Below are 19,467 nucleotides of genomic sequence, written 5' to 3' on the forward strand. Positions count from 1 at the left end.
CGACTCCATTCACGGACTTCTTTTTCCTTGTGGCCAAGAACGGAAAAGCTTCCGATATCCTGGAAGTCGTGACTCCTTCGGATAACGGATGGATTTTGCCTGGTACAATGACGTAAAGACAGCGCCTGCCGATTTAACGGCAGGCGCTTCTTTGTTGTTACGTTAGGGTTGGGGCATCTTGGCTGAAAAAAACGAGTAAATGATGCCTTCTTTACATAAACCGTGATCTCCGTTGAGCGGCCGTTAACAATCTCTCTTTACACTCTATAGTTGAATATAGAATTGGAAGAGGGGAACCGAATTTGAAGTATAGAAAAATGAAGGCGGTATCGCTGTTCATGGCGGCGGAAATCACGATTGCCTCATTATTTTCCACTGGCACCGTTTTCGCAGACGCGGGAGTCGATGCGCCTCAAACGCGCAACGTTCAAACCCAGCAGGCCGCAGCTCCAATGGCCGCTGATTTTGGCATCACGGAAACAGATTATCCGGAAGCCTATGTGAACGAGCCTTATTCGGTCACGGTCGATGTATACGGCGGACAAGCACCTTATACATATGCTGCCGCAGGTTTACCTGCCGGCTTGTCGATGAACCCGGATACCGGGATCATCGAGGGCGTCCCGGCACTGGGAAGAGAGGGCCTGCATTCCGTAGAAGTAACGGTTGCCGACAGCTCCCCGGTTCCGTTCACGGCACGGCGGGAGTTTACGCTTCAGGTACTAGGCTTGCGCCAGACACCGGTTTCGGCAGCGGACAAGCTCGACATGAAGATGATCGGTCATTATGCTGTTGGCACTTTCAATAAGGATGGCGGCGTGGCGGAAATCGTCAAGTACAACAAGGAGAACCGCAAGCTTTATTTGGTTAACGGCTCGACGCAGCCGGCCAGCTTGGAGATCATTTCGCTGGAGACTAACGGGAGTCTTGTGAAGGATAAGGGAATCGACGTCCAGGCGCTTGCCGAGACGAATGGCTTCAAGTACGGCGATCTGACGAGCGTGGATGTGAATACCGAGAGCAAGCGGGTCGCAATCGCGGTCCAGGAGCTGGATCACACGAAGCCCGGCAAAGTGCTCGTGCTCGATTACGAGGGGGTTCTGCTGGAAACTTATGAGACCGGCGTTCAGCCGGATATGATCAAATTCACGTCCGATGGGCGTTATCTCCTGACGGCGGATGAAGGCGAGCCCCGCACCGAGACCGCTCCCGATCCCGAAGGCAGCATTACGATCGTGGACACGGTTACCCATGAGGTTAGGCATCTAAAATTCGACGATCCGTCGGTCATTGACGATACGGTACATATCCGCGGCTCTGTTGGTGCGGACGGTCAAATCCGAAGCGCCGGCACCAAGGCGGACGCCATCCGCGATCTCGAGCCGGAGTATATTTCCCTCTCGGAGGACGAAACGACTGCATATGTTTCCCTTCAGGAGAACAATGCGATTGCCGTAGTGGACCTGGCAGCGAAGACGATTCGTTCGGTCAAAGGTCTGGGCTACAAAGATTTCAGCAAGCCGGAACATGCGCTGGATCTGCTGAAGGACGGGCAAATCAGGTTCGAGAACGTTCCGTTCTACGGCATGTACATGCCGGACGGCATCGCGACTTACAGCGTGGGCGGGCAGCAGTTTATCGTGTCCGCTAATGAAGGCGACGCAACGGGCTGGGATGAGCGCACCAATGAAAGCAAAGTAGGAGATATGAAGGCCCTGCTTGATCCTTCCTCTCCGGCAGCCCAATTTCTGGCGGATAAAGGAACGACCTACGATAAGGTTGAAGTTGCGAGCGATATGGGAAGCGACGGATTGTATATGTACGGAGCGCGCTCCTTCTCCATTTGGAACGCGGATGACATGTCCCAGGTGTATGACAGCGGCAGCGACTTTGAAAAAATTACGGCAGACCGCTTTCCCAAATACTTTAACGTAAGCAACGACAAAAACGAAATGGACGGCCGAAGCTCGAAGAAAGGTCCTGAGCCTGAATATGCAGCAGTCGGCAAGGTCGGAGCGAAAACGCTGGCCTTCATCGGCTTGGAACGCATCGGCGGCGTGATGACGTATGACGTGACGAACCCTTCTGTGCCCGAGTTCCTGAACTATTTCAATACGCGGGATTTCGAGGGAGGGATCACCTCGGACTCCGGGCCCGAGGGCTTGGAGTTTATCCCGGCGTCGGATAGCCTGACCGGGCGGCCGCTTCTGCTCGTAGCCAATGAGGTCAGCGGAACCGTGGCGCTGCTCGAGCTTCAGGTTACCAAGATCACGCTTGACCAAGCCTCGCTCAAGCTGACTGCGGGCGGAGCCGCCGTGGGTCTGAAGGCAGCGGTAGAAGCTTCGAATGGCGGCTCCTCCGAGCTGGAGTGGAGCTCGTCGGAAGAAGCGGTTGCGACCGTGGACGCGAGCGGAACGGTGACTCCATTAACTCCCGGGGAAGCCGTGATTACCGTCCGGAGTAAGGATGGTTATGGCTCTGCGGAGGCTAAAGTGACCGTAACGGACGGTCCGGCCGATGAGGAAGGCTGGAAGCTGACGGTCATGCATACCAATGATACGCATGCCCATTTGGGCGATGTGGCGAGACGGGCAACACTGGTGAAGCAGGTGCGTGAGGAAGGCGGCAACAGCCTGCTCCTGGATGCAGGTGACGTATTCTCGGGCGACCTGTACTTTACCAAATGGTTCGGTTTGGCCGATCTGGCTTTCATGAATTACATGGGCTATGACGCCATGACGTTCGGCAACCATGAATTTGATCAGGGGACCAAAGCGCTCGCGGAGTTCGTATCCAAGGCACAGTTCCCGCTGGTGAGCGCTAACGTCGATCTCAGCCGGGACGCAGCGATCTCGCATCTTCTCAAGCCGCCGGCCGTCATGGATGCCGCCCAGCCGAAAACGACGGCGAACAGCGGGGTGTACCCTTATGTGACGATGCTGGTGGACGGGCACAAGATCGGCATATTCGGTCTCACGACCGAGGATACGGCCGAGACCTCGAGCCCGGGCAAAGACGTGATCTTCAATGAAGCGGCAGCCTCGGCCAAATCGACAGTCGAAGCGATGGAGAAGGACGGTCTGAACATCATCATTGCCTTGTCGCACCTGGGCTATGCCAAGGACAAGGAGCTGGCTGAAGCCGTTGAAGGCATCGACCTGATCGTCGGCGGACATACCCATACGAAGCTGGATGCCCCCGAAGTTGTGACGGACAGCCAGCATGAGACGCCGACCGTCATCGTGCAGGCGAATGAATGGGGCAAGTATCTTGGCCGCGTGGACCTTGAATTTGATGAGCACGGCAATGTCTTGACGGAGGAAGGCAAGGTTGACGGCAAGCTGCTGGCGGTGGACGCCAGCGTGGAGGAGGACGAGCAGGAGAAGGCGATGCTGGCTCCTTATAAAGCCGAGCTGGACGAATTAATGAAGCAGGTGATCGGCACGGCAACCGTCAAGCTGGACGGCGAGCGGCAGAATGTCCGCTCGAAGGAGACGAATCTGGGCAATCTGATCGCAGACGGCATGCTCGCCAAAGCTAAAGAGCTTAAAAACGCCGACATCGCCCTGATGAACGGCGGCGGGATTCGCGCCTCCATCGACGAAGGCGAGATTACGATGGGCGAGCTGCGGACCGTGATGCCGTTCGGCAACACCTTGTTTGTCCTGGACCTCACCGGACAGCAGCTGAAGGACGGGTTAGAGAACGGAATCAGCGGGGCCAAGCTGGCGGATCTTCCAGGCAAATTCCCTCAAGTTGCCGGTATGAAGTTTAAATGGGATCCTTCCGCTCCGGCTGGAGACCGGGTGTACGATATTATGATCATGAAGGACGGCAGCTACAAGCCGCTCGTTCCGACCGAGAGCTATCGTATGGCGACCAACAGCTTTGTAGCTAACGGCGGAGACGGTTATAAATCCTTTGCCGAAGCGATTGCGGAAGGGAAGTATAACGAGGATTTGGGTTATCCGGATTATGAAATTTTCATGGAGCATGTGAGCAAGCTCGGCGGAACGGTGTCACCGAAAGTGGAGGGGCGGATCACCGAACAGAAAAAACCTGCAAACCCCGGAAACGGAGGCGGGACGACTGACCCGGCCCCTGGATCCGGCTCCGGCGGCTCGGGAGGCAGCAGCACTGCGCCGTCTGTAACGCCGCCGGCAACGGGCGGAGAAGCAGCGCCCTCCGGTGTCCTTGAGGGGAACGATCTTATCATCAAGGCGGACGGTGCCGTTGATCGGATCACGTTGAAAGAAGAGGCTTGGAACAGGACCGTAGCCGCATTGTCCGGGGAACAGCAGGAGCTGGTCGTGCGTGCTCCTGAAACGAACCGTGCTGCGGAGCTGTCTATTCCGGCAGCATGGGTGAACCGCGCGGCAGCGAAATCGAAGCAGGCGAAGCTGGTGCTGGAAACAGCGTCTGGTGCGATCCGCCTTCCGATTGAGGCGCTTAAGGGCGAGGGGAATGTTAGCTTGTCCGTGACGCCTGTTGACAGCGCGGTGGTATCTGCCATGAGCGGCAAGGCCGCTTCCATGGGGGCCAAGGTGGCCGGAAACGGCGGAGCTCGGATCGGCGCAGCAGTGGGGCCGCAAGGCAAGGAGCAGCCGATCAAGGATTTCGGCAAGCTTCCGGTAAGCCGAATCCTGCCGCTCCCGGCCGGCGCGAATCCGGCTTCAGTCACAGTTGCGATCTATGACGAGGCAGCGGGTGTCTTCCGGTTCGTCCCTGCCGTGCAGACGACCTGGCACGGACAGCCTGCCGTCGAAATCAAGCATGCGGGCAACGGCATTTATACATTGCTGGAATACCGCAAAACGTTTGAAGATCTTAACGGGCACTGGGCCCGCAAGGAAATCGAAGCGATGGCTTCCCGCCTGCTGGTAAACGGCGTCAGCGCGACCTCGTTCGCTCCAAGCAAGGAGATGTCGCGGGCCGAGTTTACGGCGCTGCTCGTACGGGCAATGGGATTGAGCCCGATCACGGGCGGCGGAGACTTCCGCGACGTCCGTGAAGGTGACGCTTATGCAGGAGAGATCGGCGCTGCCGTCCAGCATGGCATCATCGAAGGCAGCGGGGGCAGGTTCGCGCCGAACGCCGCCTTGACCCGCGCCGAGATGGCCGTGATGCTGAATCGTGCGATGAATGCGGCCGCCGCCGTCCCTAGTAACGACGGAGGGCAAGAAGATTCGGCTGCATTCCGGGATCAAGCGTCAATTCCGGCTTGGGCCGTGAACGATATAAGCCAGCTGGTGGAGCTGAACATCGTGCAGGGCGATCACCGCGGTCGATTCGCGGCACAAGCGGCGGTTACCCGCGCGCAAGCTGCTCTGGTCCTGATGCGTACACTTCAAACGCTGGGCTTTATGGATAAAGGCGTAGAATAAAACGGCAATAACCGTCCTGATGGAATCCATCGGGACGGTTATTTGAATTATGGAGAATGCGTTAGCCCTTAACCATCTAAATATTCGCTCGCTATTCTCAGCTTGAGGTCTCTGTCATCTGGTCCGAGCCAGGCGACGTTCCGATGCGAAGCCGTGATGATATATGCGCCATCTCCCGCAGTTCTTCAACGAAGGAATCATAGGTGAACAACTGCTCGATATGAAAGACGCCATGCGGCATATCGGAAGTGTAGAGCCTTCTAGCCACGATTGCAGCCGCTTTTGCAGTGAGTTCGGCCTCGTGAACGCCTTGCAGGAAGCATTCCACAAGCGCGGGCTGGTCCTGCTTCTTACCCACCGCATCGACTTTTAATGCGAACATGGGCTTACCGATCCGCATGGATGCAAAGGCTTTAACAGCAGCATCCCGAATCCAGGGGATATTCAGCAGCTTGAGGCTGCCCATCCGTTTGAGGCAGGATAATAACCCGGTGATGAAGGGGCGGTCAAAGCAAAGCCGTGTCGATACGCTTGGCACTTGAAGCGTACGCGGCAATATATGCTGATCGGCAAAATTGAATCGATATGCTGTGCGGCTGCCCTGTCCGTTGCCGAAATCCGTTTTGCGCCCGTCGGCAAAGCTGGTATGCTGTATCACTTTCCCTTGCTCCATCGTCGTAAAGTTGGAGCGCAAATTATCAACGGTCCATTCAATGGCCGCTTTACCGTGGGAATCTCCGAGACCCAGCATAAGCGATATATAGATAGCCTCTGTAACATCCAATTGCTGCTTGGCATGGAGCGATAGAAGATTCGACATGCCCGGTGCAAGACCGACGCTCAGGATGGCGGTAGCCCCATGAGTAACGGCCAGGGGATGCAGCAGCTCCACTTGAGACAGCAATCGATAATCCGCCGAAAGGTCTATATAATGGATGCCTTGCCCGATACAGGCTTGAACGAATGACGAATTCTGTTGGTCCAAGCACATGATGACCAGCTTAACCTCGGACAACAACGCGGGGTCTACGCCTGCATCCGCATCGATGCGCAGCGGCTCCACGCGGCCCTGCGTGGCGCGGCTGAATGCTTCCGCCCGCCCTTGACTTCTTCCTGCAGCGAAGACTTTGCCGGGATAGAAGAAGGCGAGGTCGTTGCATATCATTTGCCCAACCTGGCCATATCCGCCAATGACGACGATTTTATCTTTCAACATCCTGTTTCCTCCGATTGTTTAGAAATGGACTTGCTTCGGCGCTCCAGGTACGCTCCATAACCCAAAGCAGCGCAGGAGCATAGGCCGATGATCACGTTGATTCTAAAAATCCGTTCAAAATCAGCAAACGATAACTCCGTTCCCGTATGTCCGGTTACCATGCCGAGACCTAATGCTGCACCTAGGGCCATTCCGGCATTTCGTGTCAGTGCAATCATGCCTCCAATCGAGCCGGCATACCGGAAGAGGACGCTGCGCATGATGTAACCGTTGTTTGGCGCAGCCAGGCAGCCCATGCCCAGCCCTATCCAGGCAAGTACGGCTACCAAGCCGGGAACCGTCATATCAGCTAGAAAACAAGAAAAAACCGCAAGTCCAGTTACGATAAAAGCGAGTCCGGTCAACATGAGCAGCCGGGGATTGATTCGATCGGATAAATGTCCGGACACCGGGCTGGATATGGCAAATAGCAGGGGATAAGCCGTCATGATCAAGCCGATATACACGGGAGGATATGAGGTCATATGGGACAAATAAAAAGGCATGACAACCAATACGGCATTAATCAGCACAAAGGAGATACAGCTTATGACTAACCCCGATGAGACTGAAGGCACGCGCAGAACTTGCAAAGGCAAAAAGGGGACGGGCATGCGCAAATCCCGCCGCAAGAACAAAGTGAGCACGAACCCGCCGCCGCCAAAAACCGAAAGGATGATTGGGGAAAACCAGCCCTGCGCATTCCCGCTGGATAACCCATAAGTCACCGATGCGGCAATGGCAACGAATAACAATGCGCTGACTCGGTCTATGGATGGCAAATCGCCGTTAGGACGCTGCATGGGGATGAATCGCCAAGCGAGTGCAGCCGCTCCGGCTGCAGCGGGCAGATGTACCAGGAACAACCAGTGCCAGCTTAACCGTTCGGCAATGAGTCCACCGGCGAGCGGGCCGGTCATGGCTCCGAGGGCGACGACCGAACTCATGATGCCGAGGGCGCGGCCTCTTTGTTCTTTAGGGTAACAAAGCTGGATCAGCGCAATATTGGTTGCTTGAAACATGGCGGCTCCAATCCCTTGGAGGATTCGAAACGAGACTAGGACAAGGACGTTTGGAGACAAGGCAATCAGAAGAGAGCTTACGGCAAAGATCAAATAGCCCATATTATGAATGAGACCATGCCCGTAACGGTCGCCCATTTTCCCCATGATGGGCAGCAATGCCGTAATGACAAGCAAGTATGCCGTCGTAATCCACTGCAGGATATCCAAATCCTTTTGGAATACCGATGTAAGAGAAGGAAGCGATACATTCACAACGCCGGCAGTAAAATGGGACAGAAATGCGCCAGTACAAATTGAAAACAAGAGCCACCATCGATGTTTCGCTGTAATGATGAGAGCCGGATTGGTATCGAGATTCATGGGAAGCCTCCCTTGGATTTTAGTTTAGTAACTAAACTATTTATCGAAAAAAAATAGTTATTTGCTCAGCATATTATTTAATATCTCAATGCTCTTCTCAAAAATTTTTATTTCTTGTTCGCTGAGCTGCGATCTCAGCTGATTATAGAATTCGAGATGCACGGCCTCGTGAGCCCGGTAAGCCTCCTTTCCGTCTTCGCTGAGCGAAACGATCGAGCTTCTTGAATCATGTGGATGGGGGGAACGGATCACAAGCGATTTAGCCTCCAGCCGATCAACCACCTGCGTAATGGCTCCCTTTGTCACGCCAAGCCGTGCTGCTAGCTCGCTCATGAGGATGGCTCCGTCATAACCGATGGCGTCAATCGTATGGATCTCGCTCGGCGTTAATTTGCCTGCATGGCCGAATGTATGAGGCTGGCGCTCCAGGCGTCTCAGCTGCAGAATCAACCGGCCTAAGTTCTTGCTGCCCCGGTTCGCTTCCTGATTGGTTGGGTTGGATTCATTATTCATGCCATTAGTTTAGGATCTAAACAATAGGCTGTCAAGTATGGTGTGAGCCTGAGCAGCAAGATCGAATCAGATGGCCAGTTGACATTCAATTCGTATTTCACTATACTGTCTGTAATCTTATATAGGATATACGTTGAAAGAGCCCAGTAGCTTGCTTAATCCCTGTTCCAGAAAGCCGAGGAGGATGGAACCTTGGCACATATTAAGCCGGTGAAATACACTCTGGAGTATCTCGGGTAATGCCGAGCGGGAAGAGGCGAACGTTAACTCGCCGACGAGTGGCATCCTTGCTTGCGGCCTAGGCGCCGGCGCTTGGAGGGGTGCAATCTGGGTGGTAACGCGGTGTTCAATCGTCCCTGTGTCTGTGATAGACATGGGGGCGTTTTTTTATGGTTTTAACCTAGCCTTTAAAAGCTGTTTCACATGCAGAAGTATTGAATTCAAGGAGTGGAATGTAGACATGAACATTATCGATGAACTCGAGTGGCGCGATGCCATCAATCAGCAGACGGATGCCGAAGGCCTCCGCGAATTGACGAATGAAAAATCAATCTCCGTATACTGCGGCGTCGACCCGACCGGCGACAGCATGCATATCGGGCATTTGATCCCGTTTATGGTGCTCAAGCGCTTCCAGATGGCAGGACACCGTCCGGTCATTCTGATCGGGGGCGCGACCGGGACGATCGGCGATCCGAGCGGACGCCAAACCGAGCGCTCGCTGCAGACGCTCGAGCAGGTACAGGCCAACGTGGACGCCCTGACCGAGCAGATGAAGAAGCTGTTCATCACCGAGGGCGACAACCAGATCCGGTTGGTGAACAACTACGATTGGACGAAGGACATCGGCGTCATCGAATTTTTGCGCGACTACGGCAAAAACTTCAGCATCAACACGATGCTGGCGAAGGACGTCGTGGCAAGCCGGCTGGAGAGCGGCATTTCCTTCACGGAGTTCTCGTACCAGATTCTGCAGTCGCTGGATTACCTGCATCTGTACAAGAATTTCGACGTGCAGCTCCAGATCGGGGGCTCGGACCAATGGGGCAACATCACAAGCGGCCTTGACCTCATCCGGAAAAAGGAAGGCGCGGACGCCAAGGCGTTCGGCTTGACGATTCCGCTGATGCTGAAAGCCGACGGCACGAAGTTCGGGAAAACGGCCGGCGGCTCGATCTGGCTCGATCCGAAGAAGACGACGCCGTACGAGTTCTACCAGTTCTGGGCCAACACCGACGACCGCGACGTCGTGAAATACTTGAAGTACTTCACGTTCCTCGCGAAAGAGGAGATCGAGGAGCTTGCCCATAAGGTGGAGACCGAGCCGCATAAACGCGAAGCGCAAATAACGCTTGCCGAGGAAATGACGCGGTTCGTGCACGGCGAGGAAATGCTGGAGCAGGCGAAGCGCATTACGGCAGCGCTGTTCAGCGGCGATATCAAGTCCTTGACGGCCGATGAGATCGAGCAGGGCTTCAAGGAAATGCCGACCTACGAGGCAGGTCCGGAGACGAAAAATATCGTGGATTGGCTGGTCGACCTCGGCATCGAGCCTTCCAAGCGGCAGGCGCGCGAGGATATCAACAACGGCGCTATCTCCATGAACGGCGAGCGCATTAGCGATGTCAGCCATGAAGTAACCGCCGACCAAGCGATCGGCGGCCGGTTCATCATCATCCGCAAGGGGAAGAAGAACTACAGCTTGGTCAAAATGTCGTAAGAACATCCTCTGATTTCAGACGATAACCTAAAAGCGCCCCAAGATCATTCGATCTTGGGGCGCTTTTTTGCCTGTTGCTCCCGAGGCGGATTTAAATTCCGTTTAAATAAGCATGTTAACCTTCTTTCATCAACCATCACGATGATTGGAGGAAATCAAGTGAAACAGAACAATCAATACCAATGGGAGCCAAGAAGCGGGGATTGGGCAGTCGAAGCGCACGGGCTCGTCAAAACGTTCGGCGATAACAGGGCGGTGGACGGGGTGGAGCTGAAGGTCCGGACTGGGAGCATATACGGCGTGCTCGGACCCAACGGTGCGGGCAAAACGACCACGATCCGGATGCTGGCAACTCTGCTACGTCCGGATGCCGGCTCGGCGCGCATCCTCGGCTACGATGTGCTGAAGGAAGCGCAGATCGTCCGGCAATTGATCGGGGTCACCGGCCAGTACGCGTCGGTTGACGAATCGCTCAGCGCGACCGAGAACCTCATCATCTTCTCAAGGCTGCTCGGGCTTGGACGCGCGGAAGCGAAACGCAAGGCAGGACAGCTGCTTGAGGAGTTCGGTTTAACGGAAGCGGCAAAGAGGCCGCTTAAGCAATTTTCCGGCGGCATGCGCCGCAGGCTCGATTTGGCGGCAAGCCTGATTGCCCAGCCGCCGCTTATTTTTCTGGATGAGCCGACAACGGGTCTCGACCCGCGAACCCGATCCCAGATGTGGGATACGATCCGCCGGCTGGTGAGCACGGGGTCGACCGTACTCCTCACGACGCAGTACCTGGAGGAGGCGGACCAGCTGGCCGACCGGATAGCGGTCATCGATCACGGCAGGGTCGTTGCCGAAGGGACCGCCGATGAACTGAAGGCATCGGTTGGCACCTCTTCGCTCCATTTGCGCGTCGGGGATCCGGCGAACATCGAGCAGGCCCGCCAAATGGTTGAACGGGTGCTTCAGGCGCCTTCCATGGTATCCCCGGAGGCCGGAGCGATCACGGCACCGATGGCGAATGCAGATCTGGTCACGGACCTGCTGATTGAGCTTCGCGCATCGGGGATCGGCTTAGCTGAGATGAGCGTCCAGAAGCCGACGCTGGATGAGGTATTTCTGACGATTACCGGGCATGCTGCGAAGGCTCAAACATCGCATCCGTCCCGGGGACCACATTCAAAGCAAGTTGAGGAGGCAAGCGTATGAGCAGCGTGATGAAGATGAAACCCGGTACCAATTCCCGGCTGAAAAACCGCACCAGCTTCGGCCAGTCCCTGCGCAATTCGTTTACGATGGCGTATCGGGGGCTGCTGAAGATCCGGCGAACGCCGGAGCAGCTCTTTGACGTGACGATGCAGCCGATTCTCTTTACCTTGATGTTCACGTATATTTTCGGCGGCGCCATCTCCGGCGACGTGCAAAGCTACTTGCCGGTCATCATTCCCGGCATTCTCGTGCAGACCGTTATCACGACGTCGGTCGTTACCGGCGTACAGCTGCGAGAGGATATGGATAAAGGCGTGTTCGACAGGTTCAAATCGCTGCCGATCGCGCGAATCGCGCCGCTTGCCGGCGCCCTGCTGGCGGACACCGTCAGGTATACCATCGCAACGGTCCTGACCTTTGCCATGGGATATGTGATGGGCTATCATCCGGGCGGCGGCTTGGGGTACGTGGCGCTCGCCGCGCTCCTCGTCATCGTCTGCTCTTGGGCGATCAGCTGGATTTTCGCCTTCTTCGGGGTGATCGCCCGTACGGCCTCCAGCGTGCAGGGCATCTCGATGATCGTTTTGTTCCCGCTCACGTTTCTTTCCAATGCGTTTGTGCCGGTCGAGACGATGCCGGGATGGCTGCAATGGTTCGTGAATATTAATCCGATATCGCATCTGGTTACGGCCGTCCGGGACTTGACCAACTCGGGAACCGTCGGCTGGGATCTGTCCATTTCGCTGATCGGCGCCGCCGTCATCGTGGCGGTATTCGCTCCGTTGACGGTTCGGGCTTATATGCGCCGGACCTAAATATACTCAATTTAGCATAGACAGCATAAAACGGCATCGGTAAGATGGAACGTAACGCAAAGGTCCGGGAGGATCCATGGAAGAGCACCCGAGCGAAGGGCCTGACGCGAAATGCGAAGGGAGATGGAGAAATTGCCCCAAACTGCAACGTTTCACAATCCGATTGTCGAGCAAGCGGCTGATCCTTGGGTGTGGAAGCACACCGACGGCTTCTATTATTTCATGCATACGGCCCGGGATCGTATTGAGCTTACGAAATCAGACTCGCTGAGCCGGATCGCCGAAGGCCGGAAGAAAACGATTTGGGCGCCGGAGCCGGGAGGTCGATACAGCCATAACTTATGGGCTCCGGAAATTCATCATGTTCAAGGTAAATGGTATGTTTATTATACGGCGAATGACGGGGGAGGCGACGATACCCGCCGGATTTGCGTCCTGGAGAACGGTGAAGACGACCCCATGGAGGGCGAATGGACATGGAGGGGGGCGCTTGACACGCCCGTCCCGGGTTTGGACGGTACCGTGATGACGCTGCAGGGTCAGCTCTACTTCCTGTATGCCGGATACGGCCGGTTTCCGGATTACGGCTCGGCAATTTATATCATGCGTATGCTTGATCCATGGACGCTGACCGGCGAGCATGTCCTGCTTACAGCTCCAACCCTGGAATGGGAGAAGCAGGGGGGCATGGCCATTAACGAAGGCCCTGTCATTCTCCATCGGAACGGCCGCATCTTTCTTGTCTATTCCGCCAGCACGACATGGTCCGAGGATTATGCGCTGGGCATGCTGACGATGGACGCGTCCAGCGATCCGATGAATCCGGATGCGTGGACGAAATCCCCGGAACCGGTATTTCGCAAAAGCGTGGAGAACGGTATTTATGCGACCGGACATAACAGTTTTACGAAGTCCCCGGACGGGACGGAGGACTGGATCGTCTATCATGCCCTCCCTGAACCGGGAGCGGATACCCGCTTGCGCGCCACCCGCATTCAGAAGTTCGGATGGCATCCGGACGGAACGCCGGATTTCGGAATTCCGGCAGGCGATTCCGACGCGCTCTACGTCCCTTCGGGAGAATGATGCAGGAGATCCGTATCCCATTGAAAAAGGGCAGCCGATAGCAACGAAGGATCCGAAGTAAAAAGCCTTTTATTACAGAAATTTCGTAATAAAAGGCTTTTTTTATTTCGGGATTATTGATTGTTTCAATCCAAATAGATCGATAGCAAATTGAATTAATGCACCCGAAAACCTTGTCACTATTGGGGTTTTATCTGTATTCGACCCCTCGAAACGACTTTTTGTTGTACGATATGGGGAATTGCTTGAAGGAATAATAATTACAAAATTAATGTATGAAAGCGTTGACAGATGATGAAATCATGCCTATACTTCGATTAAAGATACGGTTTTATTGTATTAAACAAGGGTGTTTGTGGAGAGGCCTAGGCATTTTGATCTCGAAAAGGGGGAAGCAGGCAAGAGCGCGTTTTTGGAACGGAAGGCGTCAACCAATTTTGATTATGGGAGGATTACGATGAAAGCGAAATTTAAGCGTGTGATTCATTTATTCCTGATCTCCATACTGATGATTTCGGCCATAACCGCGTGCAGCGGCGGCGGCTCCGGGAAGGAAGAGTCGGAAGGCAATGAAGAGGCCGTGTCCACCGAGAAGAAGAATGAGGTCGAGTTTACGGACATTAGCGCAAGCATCCGCGGCAATACGGCTCCGACGCAAGAGCAAATCGACGAGGTGAACAACACGCTGAACGATACATACCTCGGCGATGTATACGACGAAGTCATTCCAAGCGATTACTCCGCCTATCCGTTCAAGGAAGAGGTCGTGCTGGATGTTTGGATGCCTGCCAACTCCAATATACCGGATATGAACAACCATGCCGTTCAGAAACAGATCGAGAAATTGACCGGGATCAAGGTGAATTTCATCACGCCGCCGGTAGGACAGGAAGCGGATGCATTCACGCTGATGATCTCCTCCGGCGAGCTCCCGGACATCATCATTGAACCGGGCCGGTATCCCGGGGGCCTTGAAGCCGGGGTTAACGACGGCGCTTATATCGACCTGACCGACCTGATGGAGAAGCATGCTCCGAACTATACGGCCTGGCGCAATTCCCACGAGATGAGAAGAAAGACGACGGTGACGGACGACGGGAGGCTGCTCGGCTTCTACGGAATCGCTCCGTATTCGGAATGGACCTGGTTCGGCATGCTGATCAAGCAGGAAGCGCTCGACAAGACGGGGATGGAAGTGCCGAACACCATTGACGAATGGTACGCGTTCTTGAAGAAATGCCAGGAGGTCGGATACAAGACCCCGCTGAACTACGGATCGAGTTACGGCCAAATTTTTACGGGCATCATTAACGGCGCTTACGGCGTATGGGACTGGACCTTCCAGGACGAGAACGGCAAGGTGCAATGGGGGCCTGCGCAGCCGAAAGCGAAAGAGTACTTGGCGACCATGCAGAAGTGGAACAAGGAGGGTCTCCTTAACCGCGATTGGGCAACGGCCGACTTCAACCAGCGGATGGCGAGCGCCATTTCAGACGATACGGCGGTCATCATGGACTCCCCGGATACGATGTGGAGCTATTGGAAGGAACAGAACGACATCGATTTCGTTGGTGCGCTGAATCCGATCCTGAACGAAGGCGATAAATCGGCGACGACGTACAAAAACTTCATGCGCACCGGCACCGAGGCGGCGATTACGACCCAAGCGGACAATGTGGAAGCAGCCATGGCTTGGCTGGACTTTAACTACAGCAAAAAGGGCTGGGAACTGATCAACTTCGGCGAGTATGGCACCGTTCATTTGGTGGATGACAAGGGAATGCCGTATTTCCCTGAGAACAGCTACATTTACAATGATCCGGACGGACAGCCGGTCGCCACGACGCTGTGGAAATACCGCATGCACAGCTGGCCGAACATTCGCGACGAGCATCATGCTAACCCGTTGATCGTGGCAAAGGGAAGCTATTCCGGAGATATCCGGAAATATTGGACAGAGAACATGGACACCAGCATGGCCATGCCGCCGATCACCTTCACCAAAGAGGAGGCATCGCGCGAAGCCGAGCTTGGAAACCAGCTGTCTACGCTTCGGGGAGAGTATTTTGCCAAGATCATCATGGGCGAGCTGCCTGTGGATGCATATGACCAGTTTTTGAAGGAAGCGCAGAGCATGGGCTTGGACGAATTCTTAAGTCTCCATCAGGCGGCGCTGGACCGGTATAACCAACGATAGCTTCCATATCGGGAATAGGTGGTTGAATCATGGAGATCATTCGAAAAAACAGGAAGATGAGCCCGGCTCCCTCGGAAGCCAAACTACGGAAGAGCCTGCTGATCAAGCGGGATATGAAGAAGAACTGGTTCGTATACTTATTGGCGCTGCCCGTGATCGCATGGTACCTGATCTTCTGCTACGGCCCTATGTGGGGCGTCATGATCGCTTTCAAGGATTTCAAGCCGCTGCTTGGATTCGGGGAAAGCGACTGGGTAGGCTTTAAGCATTTCATCGATTTTTTCCAAGGACCTTATTTCTGGAGGGTCGTCAAGAACACGCTGATGCTGAATGTGTGGGCTCTCGCCTTCGGGTTCACGGCGCCGATCATTCTCGCTTTAATGCTGAATGAGGTCCGGTCGTCCAAGTTCAAACGAACCGTGCAGACCGTTACGTACATGCCGCACTTCATTTCATTGGTCGTCGTGTGCGGGATCATCCATATTTTCACGGCGGATGAAGGAATTATTACTCAACTGCTGCAGTTCATTACAGGCAAAGAGTACTCTTCGCTCCTGGGGTACTCCTCATTCTTCCGGCCGATCTATACTTTCTCCGGCATCTGGCAGAGCATCGGGTGGGACAGCATCATTTATCTGGCCGCCATGAGCGGGATCGATCCGGCATTGTACGAGGCGGCTGAAATCGACGGCGTCAGCAGGGTTAAGAAAATGTGGTACATCACCTTGCCGCAGATCAGTCCGGTCATCATTATCTTGTTTATTTTCGCGATCGGCGGCCTGATGTCATCCGGCTACGAGAAAATCATTCTGCTGTACAATCCGCTCACCTACGAGACGGCCGACGTCATCGCTTCCTACGTGTATCGCCGGGGCCTCAGGGAAGCCAGTCTGAGCTATTCCGCCGCGGTGGGGCTGATCAGCTCCATCGTCAACTTCGGGCTGCTCTGGGTGACGAACTACATCGTGAAGCGCAGATCGGAAACCAGCTTATGGTAGGGGAAGGAGATGGCCATGATCGATAACAAGAAGATCAAAGCACGAGGTAAAAGAAAGCATAAATCGGTGGGAGACTTCGTATTCGATTTCGCAAACTATACATTATTGGCCGCGTTGACGCTGGTATGCTTCTACCCGATCCTGCATATCCTGTTCGCTTCGGTCAGCGACCCTACCGCTCTGATTGCGCATAAAGGCGCGCTGTTCAAGCCGCTTGGATTCACGCTTGACGGATATAAGCTGGTATTCAAAGACAACAGCCTGCTCAACGGGTACAAAAACACGATGATCTACGTCGGGCTCGGCACGCTAGTCAACATGGTGATGACGATATTGGGGGCATACGTGCTGTCCAGACGGGACTTGTATTTCAAAAATTTCATCATGATCCTGATCACGATCACCATGTTCTTCGGCGGCGGCCTGATTCCTTGGTTCCTGCTGATGAAGGACATTGGGTTGTACAACAATCTGTGGGCCATGATTCTGCCGACCGCCATCAGCACATGGAACATCATCATCCTGCGGACCGCCTTCCAGGCTATACCGAGGGAGCTGGAGGAGGCGGCCGTGATCGACGGCGCAGGCCAGGCGAAGATTCTGGTCAACGTCATCCTGCCGCTGTCGAGAGCGACGCTCGCCGTCATTTTCTTGTATTACCTGGTCGGGAACTGGAACTCTTGGTTTAATGCGATGGTGCTGCTTAAAGACCGGCAGCTGTTCCCGCTGCAGCTGTTAATGAAGGAAATTTTGGTGGCGAACGACGCCACGGCAACGTCGATCGGAAGCGCCGGCGGCGTCGTCATTAACAGCGCCCAGAGCGCGAACGCTTTCCGGGAGCTGGTGAAATACTGCGCGATCGTCGTTTCGACGGTGCCGATTTTAATGGTATACCCGTTCCTGCAGAAGTATTTTGTTAAAGGCGTTTACGTAGGCTCGATAAAAGGATAGATACAACAATGAATCGATGAGGAGTGGATGACATCTTGACGACAGAAACAAACCATACGCAGCCTCCGCGACCGGAATATCCGAGGCCCCAGTTCATGCGCAAGGCATGGCTGAGCCTCAATGGAGAGTGGGAATTCGGATTTGACGATGGAGATGTCGGCGAGCAGGAACGGTGGTATGAGGCGGACGGCAACGCTTCATTCCTCCGAAAGATCAACGTGCCCTTCGCGTTCCAAAGCAAGCTGAGCCGCATCGGGGATCCCTCTTTTCATGACGTGGTGTGGTATCGAAGAACCTTTCACATTCCGGATGATTGGAAGGGAAAGACCATTCTGCTTCATTTCGGCGCCGTCGATTATCTGGCAAAGGTCTGGGTTAACGGGCAGCTTGCGGCTGTTCATGAAGGGGGCCACACACCGTTTCATGCGGATATTACCCGCTTCCTCGTTGAAGGGAGCAACACGCTGGTGGTCAGGGCCGAGGACTTCAGCCGTGATGTTACGCTGCCGAGGGGAAAGCAATACTGGCTTGAGAAATCGGCCAGCATCTTCTACACCCGGACGACGGGCATTTGGCAGAGCGTCTGGCTGGAGCCTTTATCCGCCGTGCACCTTAGAAAAACGGTGGTTACGCCGGATATCGATCGGAATGAAATCCGGATTCGCACCTTCGTTGAAGGATTGAAGGCGGCAGATGATATAAAGCTTCAGGTTACCGTAACGTATGGGAACGAAGTCGTGGCCGAGGATCAATATTCGATCCGCAGCGTCGAGCAGCTGCGGACCATCGGCCTCGGGGATTTCACGGATCATGGCCTTGGGCGGCTGTGGAGCCCCGAGCATCCGAATCTGTACGATTTGGAGCTTCGGCTCGTATGCGGCGGAGAGGTCGTCGATGAGGTTGCCAGCTATTTCGGCATGCGGAAGGTGTCGATCGAGGACGGCAAGCTGTGCTTGAATAACCGGCCGTATTATCAAAGACTGGTGCTGGACCAGGGGTATTTTCCGGAAGGCATCCTAACCGCTCCTTCGGACGATGCGCTGAGACGCGACGTGGAGCTGACCAAGGAGATGGGCTTCAACGGCGTGAGGAAGCACCAGAAGACGGAGGATCCAAGATTCCTCTATTGGTGCGACCGGCTCGGGCTGCTAGTGTGGAGCGAGGCGGCGAATGCGTACGATTATTCCGAAGAATATGTACGCCGTTTCACCAAGGAATGGCAGGAGATCATCGAGCGGGATTATAACCACCCGTGCATCGTCACCTGGGTTCCGCTGAATGAAAGCTGGGGAATACCGAATGTCCGCATGGACAGCCGGCAGCAGCAGCACGGGTTGGCCATGTATCATTTGACGAAATCGCTTGATGATACGCGGCCGGTGGTGTACAACGACGGCTGGGAGCATATGACCACCGACCTGGTCACGATTCACGACTATGAGAGCCGTCAAGAGGTGCTGGAGAAGCGGTATAAGAGCGTGCAATCCGCCGTGGAAGCGATGCCGGCCAACCGCAGCATTTTCGTCGGAGGCGCTTCCTATCAAGGGCAGCCCATTCTCGTATCGGAGTTTGGAGGCATCGCCTTCAAGAAGAGCGAGTGGGAGGGCTGGGGATACTCGGGGGCTGACAGCGAGGAGGATTTCCTGATCCGGCTCAAGGCCGTCGTCGACCCGATGCTGACCTCGCCGGTCGTTCAAGGCTACTGTTATACGCAGCTGACCGATGTCGAGCAGGAGATCAACGGTCTGCTCACCTACGACAGGCGGCCGAAAGCGCCGCTTGCGAAGATCCGCGGGATTATGACGGGGACGCTAACCGAGCCGCTTAGTCCGGAGCCGGATATGCGTACCGAGTCGCCGCAGGCTGATCCCGAAATGGCAAGATAGGCTTTTGTAAATAAGGATTTTGCAAAAATCCACAGAGTGACTTTCAATCAGCAATATATAGAGCGAAGCGGTTTAGTTCG

The 19,467-nt window shown here is 54.9% G+C and carries 12 protein-coding genes; 9 read left to right on the forward strand and 3 right to left on the reverse strand.

What is annotated here, in order from left to right; all coding sequences use genetic code 11:
- Window positions 1-302: 302 nt before the first annotated feature.
- The gene (locus NST44_RS12620; protein WP_340899696.1) at window positions 303-5,384 is read left to right on the forward strand and encodes a choice-of-anchor I family protein; all 5,082 of its coding nucleotides are present in this window, start codon (window positions 303-305) and stop codon (window positions 5,382-5,384) included.
- Window positions 5,385-5,481: 97 nt separating this feature from the next.
- On the opposite strand, the gene NST44_RS12625 is transcribed toward NST44_RS12620, so the two are convergent.
- Genes NST44_RS12625 through NST44_RS12635 form a run of 3 tightly spaced genes read right to left on the reverse strand, consistent with a single transcriptional unit; the run spans window position 5,482 to window position 8,537 of the window.
- A complete protein-coding gene (locus NST44_RS12625) occupies window positions 5,482-6,600 on the reverse strand; it encodes a saccharopine dehydrogenase family protein (protein ID WP_251535303.1) in 1,119 nt (372 codons plus the stop codon).
- Window positions 6,594-8,024, reverse strand: coding sequence for an MFS transporter (locus NST44_RS12630; protein WP_340899700.1), 1,431 nt, complete (start codon window positions 8,022-8,024; stop codon window positions 6,594-6,596). Before NST44_RS12630 ends, NST44_RS12625 begins: the two co-directional genes overlap by 7 nt.
- A gap of 57 nt (window positions 8,025-8,081) precedes the next feature.
- Window positions 8,082-8,537, reverse strand: a complete 456-nt coding sequence (locus tag NST44_RS12635) for a MarR family winged helix-turn-helix transcriptional regulator (RefSeq protein ID WP_210094989.1) — start codon at window positions 8,535-8,537, stop codon at window positions 8,082-8,084.
- Window positions 8,538-8,997: 460 nt separating this feature from the next.
- Between NST44_RS12635 and tyrS the strand changes: the two genes are divergently transcribed.
- The 8 genes from tyrS to NST44_RS12675 all read left to right on the forward strand — a co-directional run bounded on the left by tyrS (window position 8,998) and on the right by NST44_RS12675 (window position 19,387).
- Window positions 8,998-10,257, forward strand: coding sequence for a tyrosine--tRNA ligase (gene tyrS / locus NST44_RS12640; protein ID WP_251535301.1), 1,260 nt, complete (start codon window positions 8,998-9,000; stop codon window positions 10,255-10,257).
- Between the two features lie 141 nt (window positions 10,258-10,398).
- Window positions 10,399-11,454: an ATP-binding cassette domain-containing protein gene (locus NST44_RS12645; RefSeq protein WP_340899708.1), complete on the forward strand. Its 1,056-nt coding sequence runs from the start codon at window positions 10,399-10,401 to the stop codon at window positions 11,452-11,454.
- Complete coding sequence (locus NST44_RS12650; protein WP_144871367.1) at window positions 11,451-12,269, forward strand: ABC transporter permease; 819 nt, start codon at window positions 11,451-11,453, stop codon at window positions 12,267-12,269. The genes NST44_RS12645 and NST44_RS12650 overlap by 4 nt, the downstream gene beginning before the upstream one ends.
- A 123-nt stretch (window positions 12,270-12,392) precedes the next feature.
- The gene (locus NST44_RS12655) at window positions 12,393-13,355 is read left to right on the forward strand and encodes a glycoside hydrolase family 43 protein (RefSeq protein ID WP_251535299.1); all 963 of its coding nucleotides are present in this window, start codon (window positions 12,393-12,395) and stop codon (window positions 13,353-13,355) included.
- Window positions 13,356-13,812: 457 nt separating this feature from the next.
- A complete protein-coding gene (locus NST44_RS12660) occupies window positions 13,813-15,552 on the forward strand; it encodes an extracellular solute-binding protein (RefSeq protein ID WP_340899715.1) in 1,740 nt (579 codons plus the stop codon).
- A gap of 29 nt (window positions 15,553-15,581) precedes the next feature.
- Window positions 15,582-16,550 carry an ABC transporter permease gene (locus tag NST44_RS12665; protein WP_340899717.1) on the forward strand — a complete coding sequence of 323 codons (969 nt, stop codon included), beginning with the start codon at window positions 15,582-15,584 and terminating at the stop codon, window positions 16,548-16,550.
- 15 nt (window positions 16,551-16,565) lie between these two features.
- Entirely contained in the window at window positions 16,566-17,501 is a 936-nt protein-coding gene (locus tag NST44_RS12670; RefSeq protein ID WP_028404935.1) for a carbohydrate ABC transporter permease, read from the forward strand.
- A 95-nt stretch (window positions 17,502-17,596) separates the two neighbouring features.
- Window positions 17,597-19,387 (forward strand): glycoside hydrolase family 2 protein, encoded by a 1,791-nt coding sequence (locus NST44_RS12675; protein ID WP_340901436.1) that lies wholly within the window; start codon window positions 17,597-17,599, stop codon window positions 19,385-19,387.
- Window positions 19,388-19,467 lie beyond the last annotated feature (80 nt).

This window comes from Paenibacillus sp. FSL W8-0919, from assembly GCF_038003785.1.
Taxonomy (GTDB): domain Bacteria; phylum Bacillota; class Bacilli; order Paenibacillales; family Paenibacillaceae; genus Paenibacillus_AQ; species Paenibacillus_AQ lactis.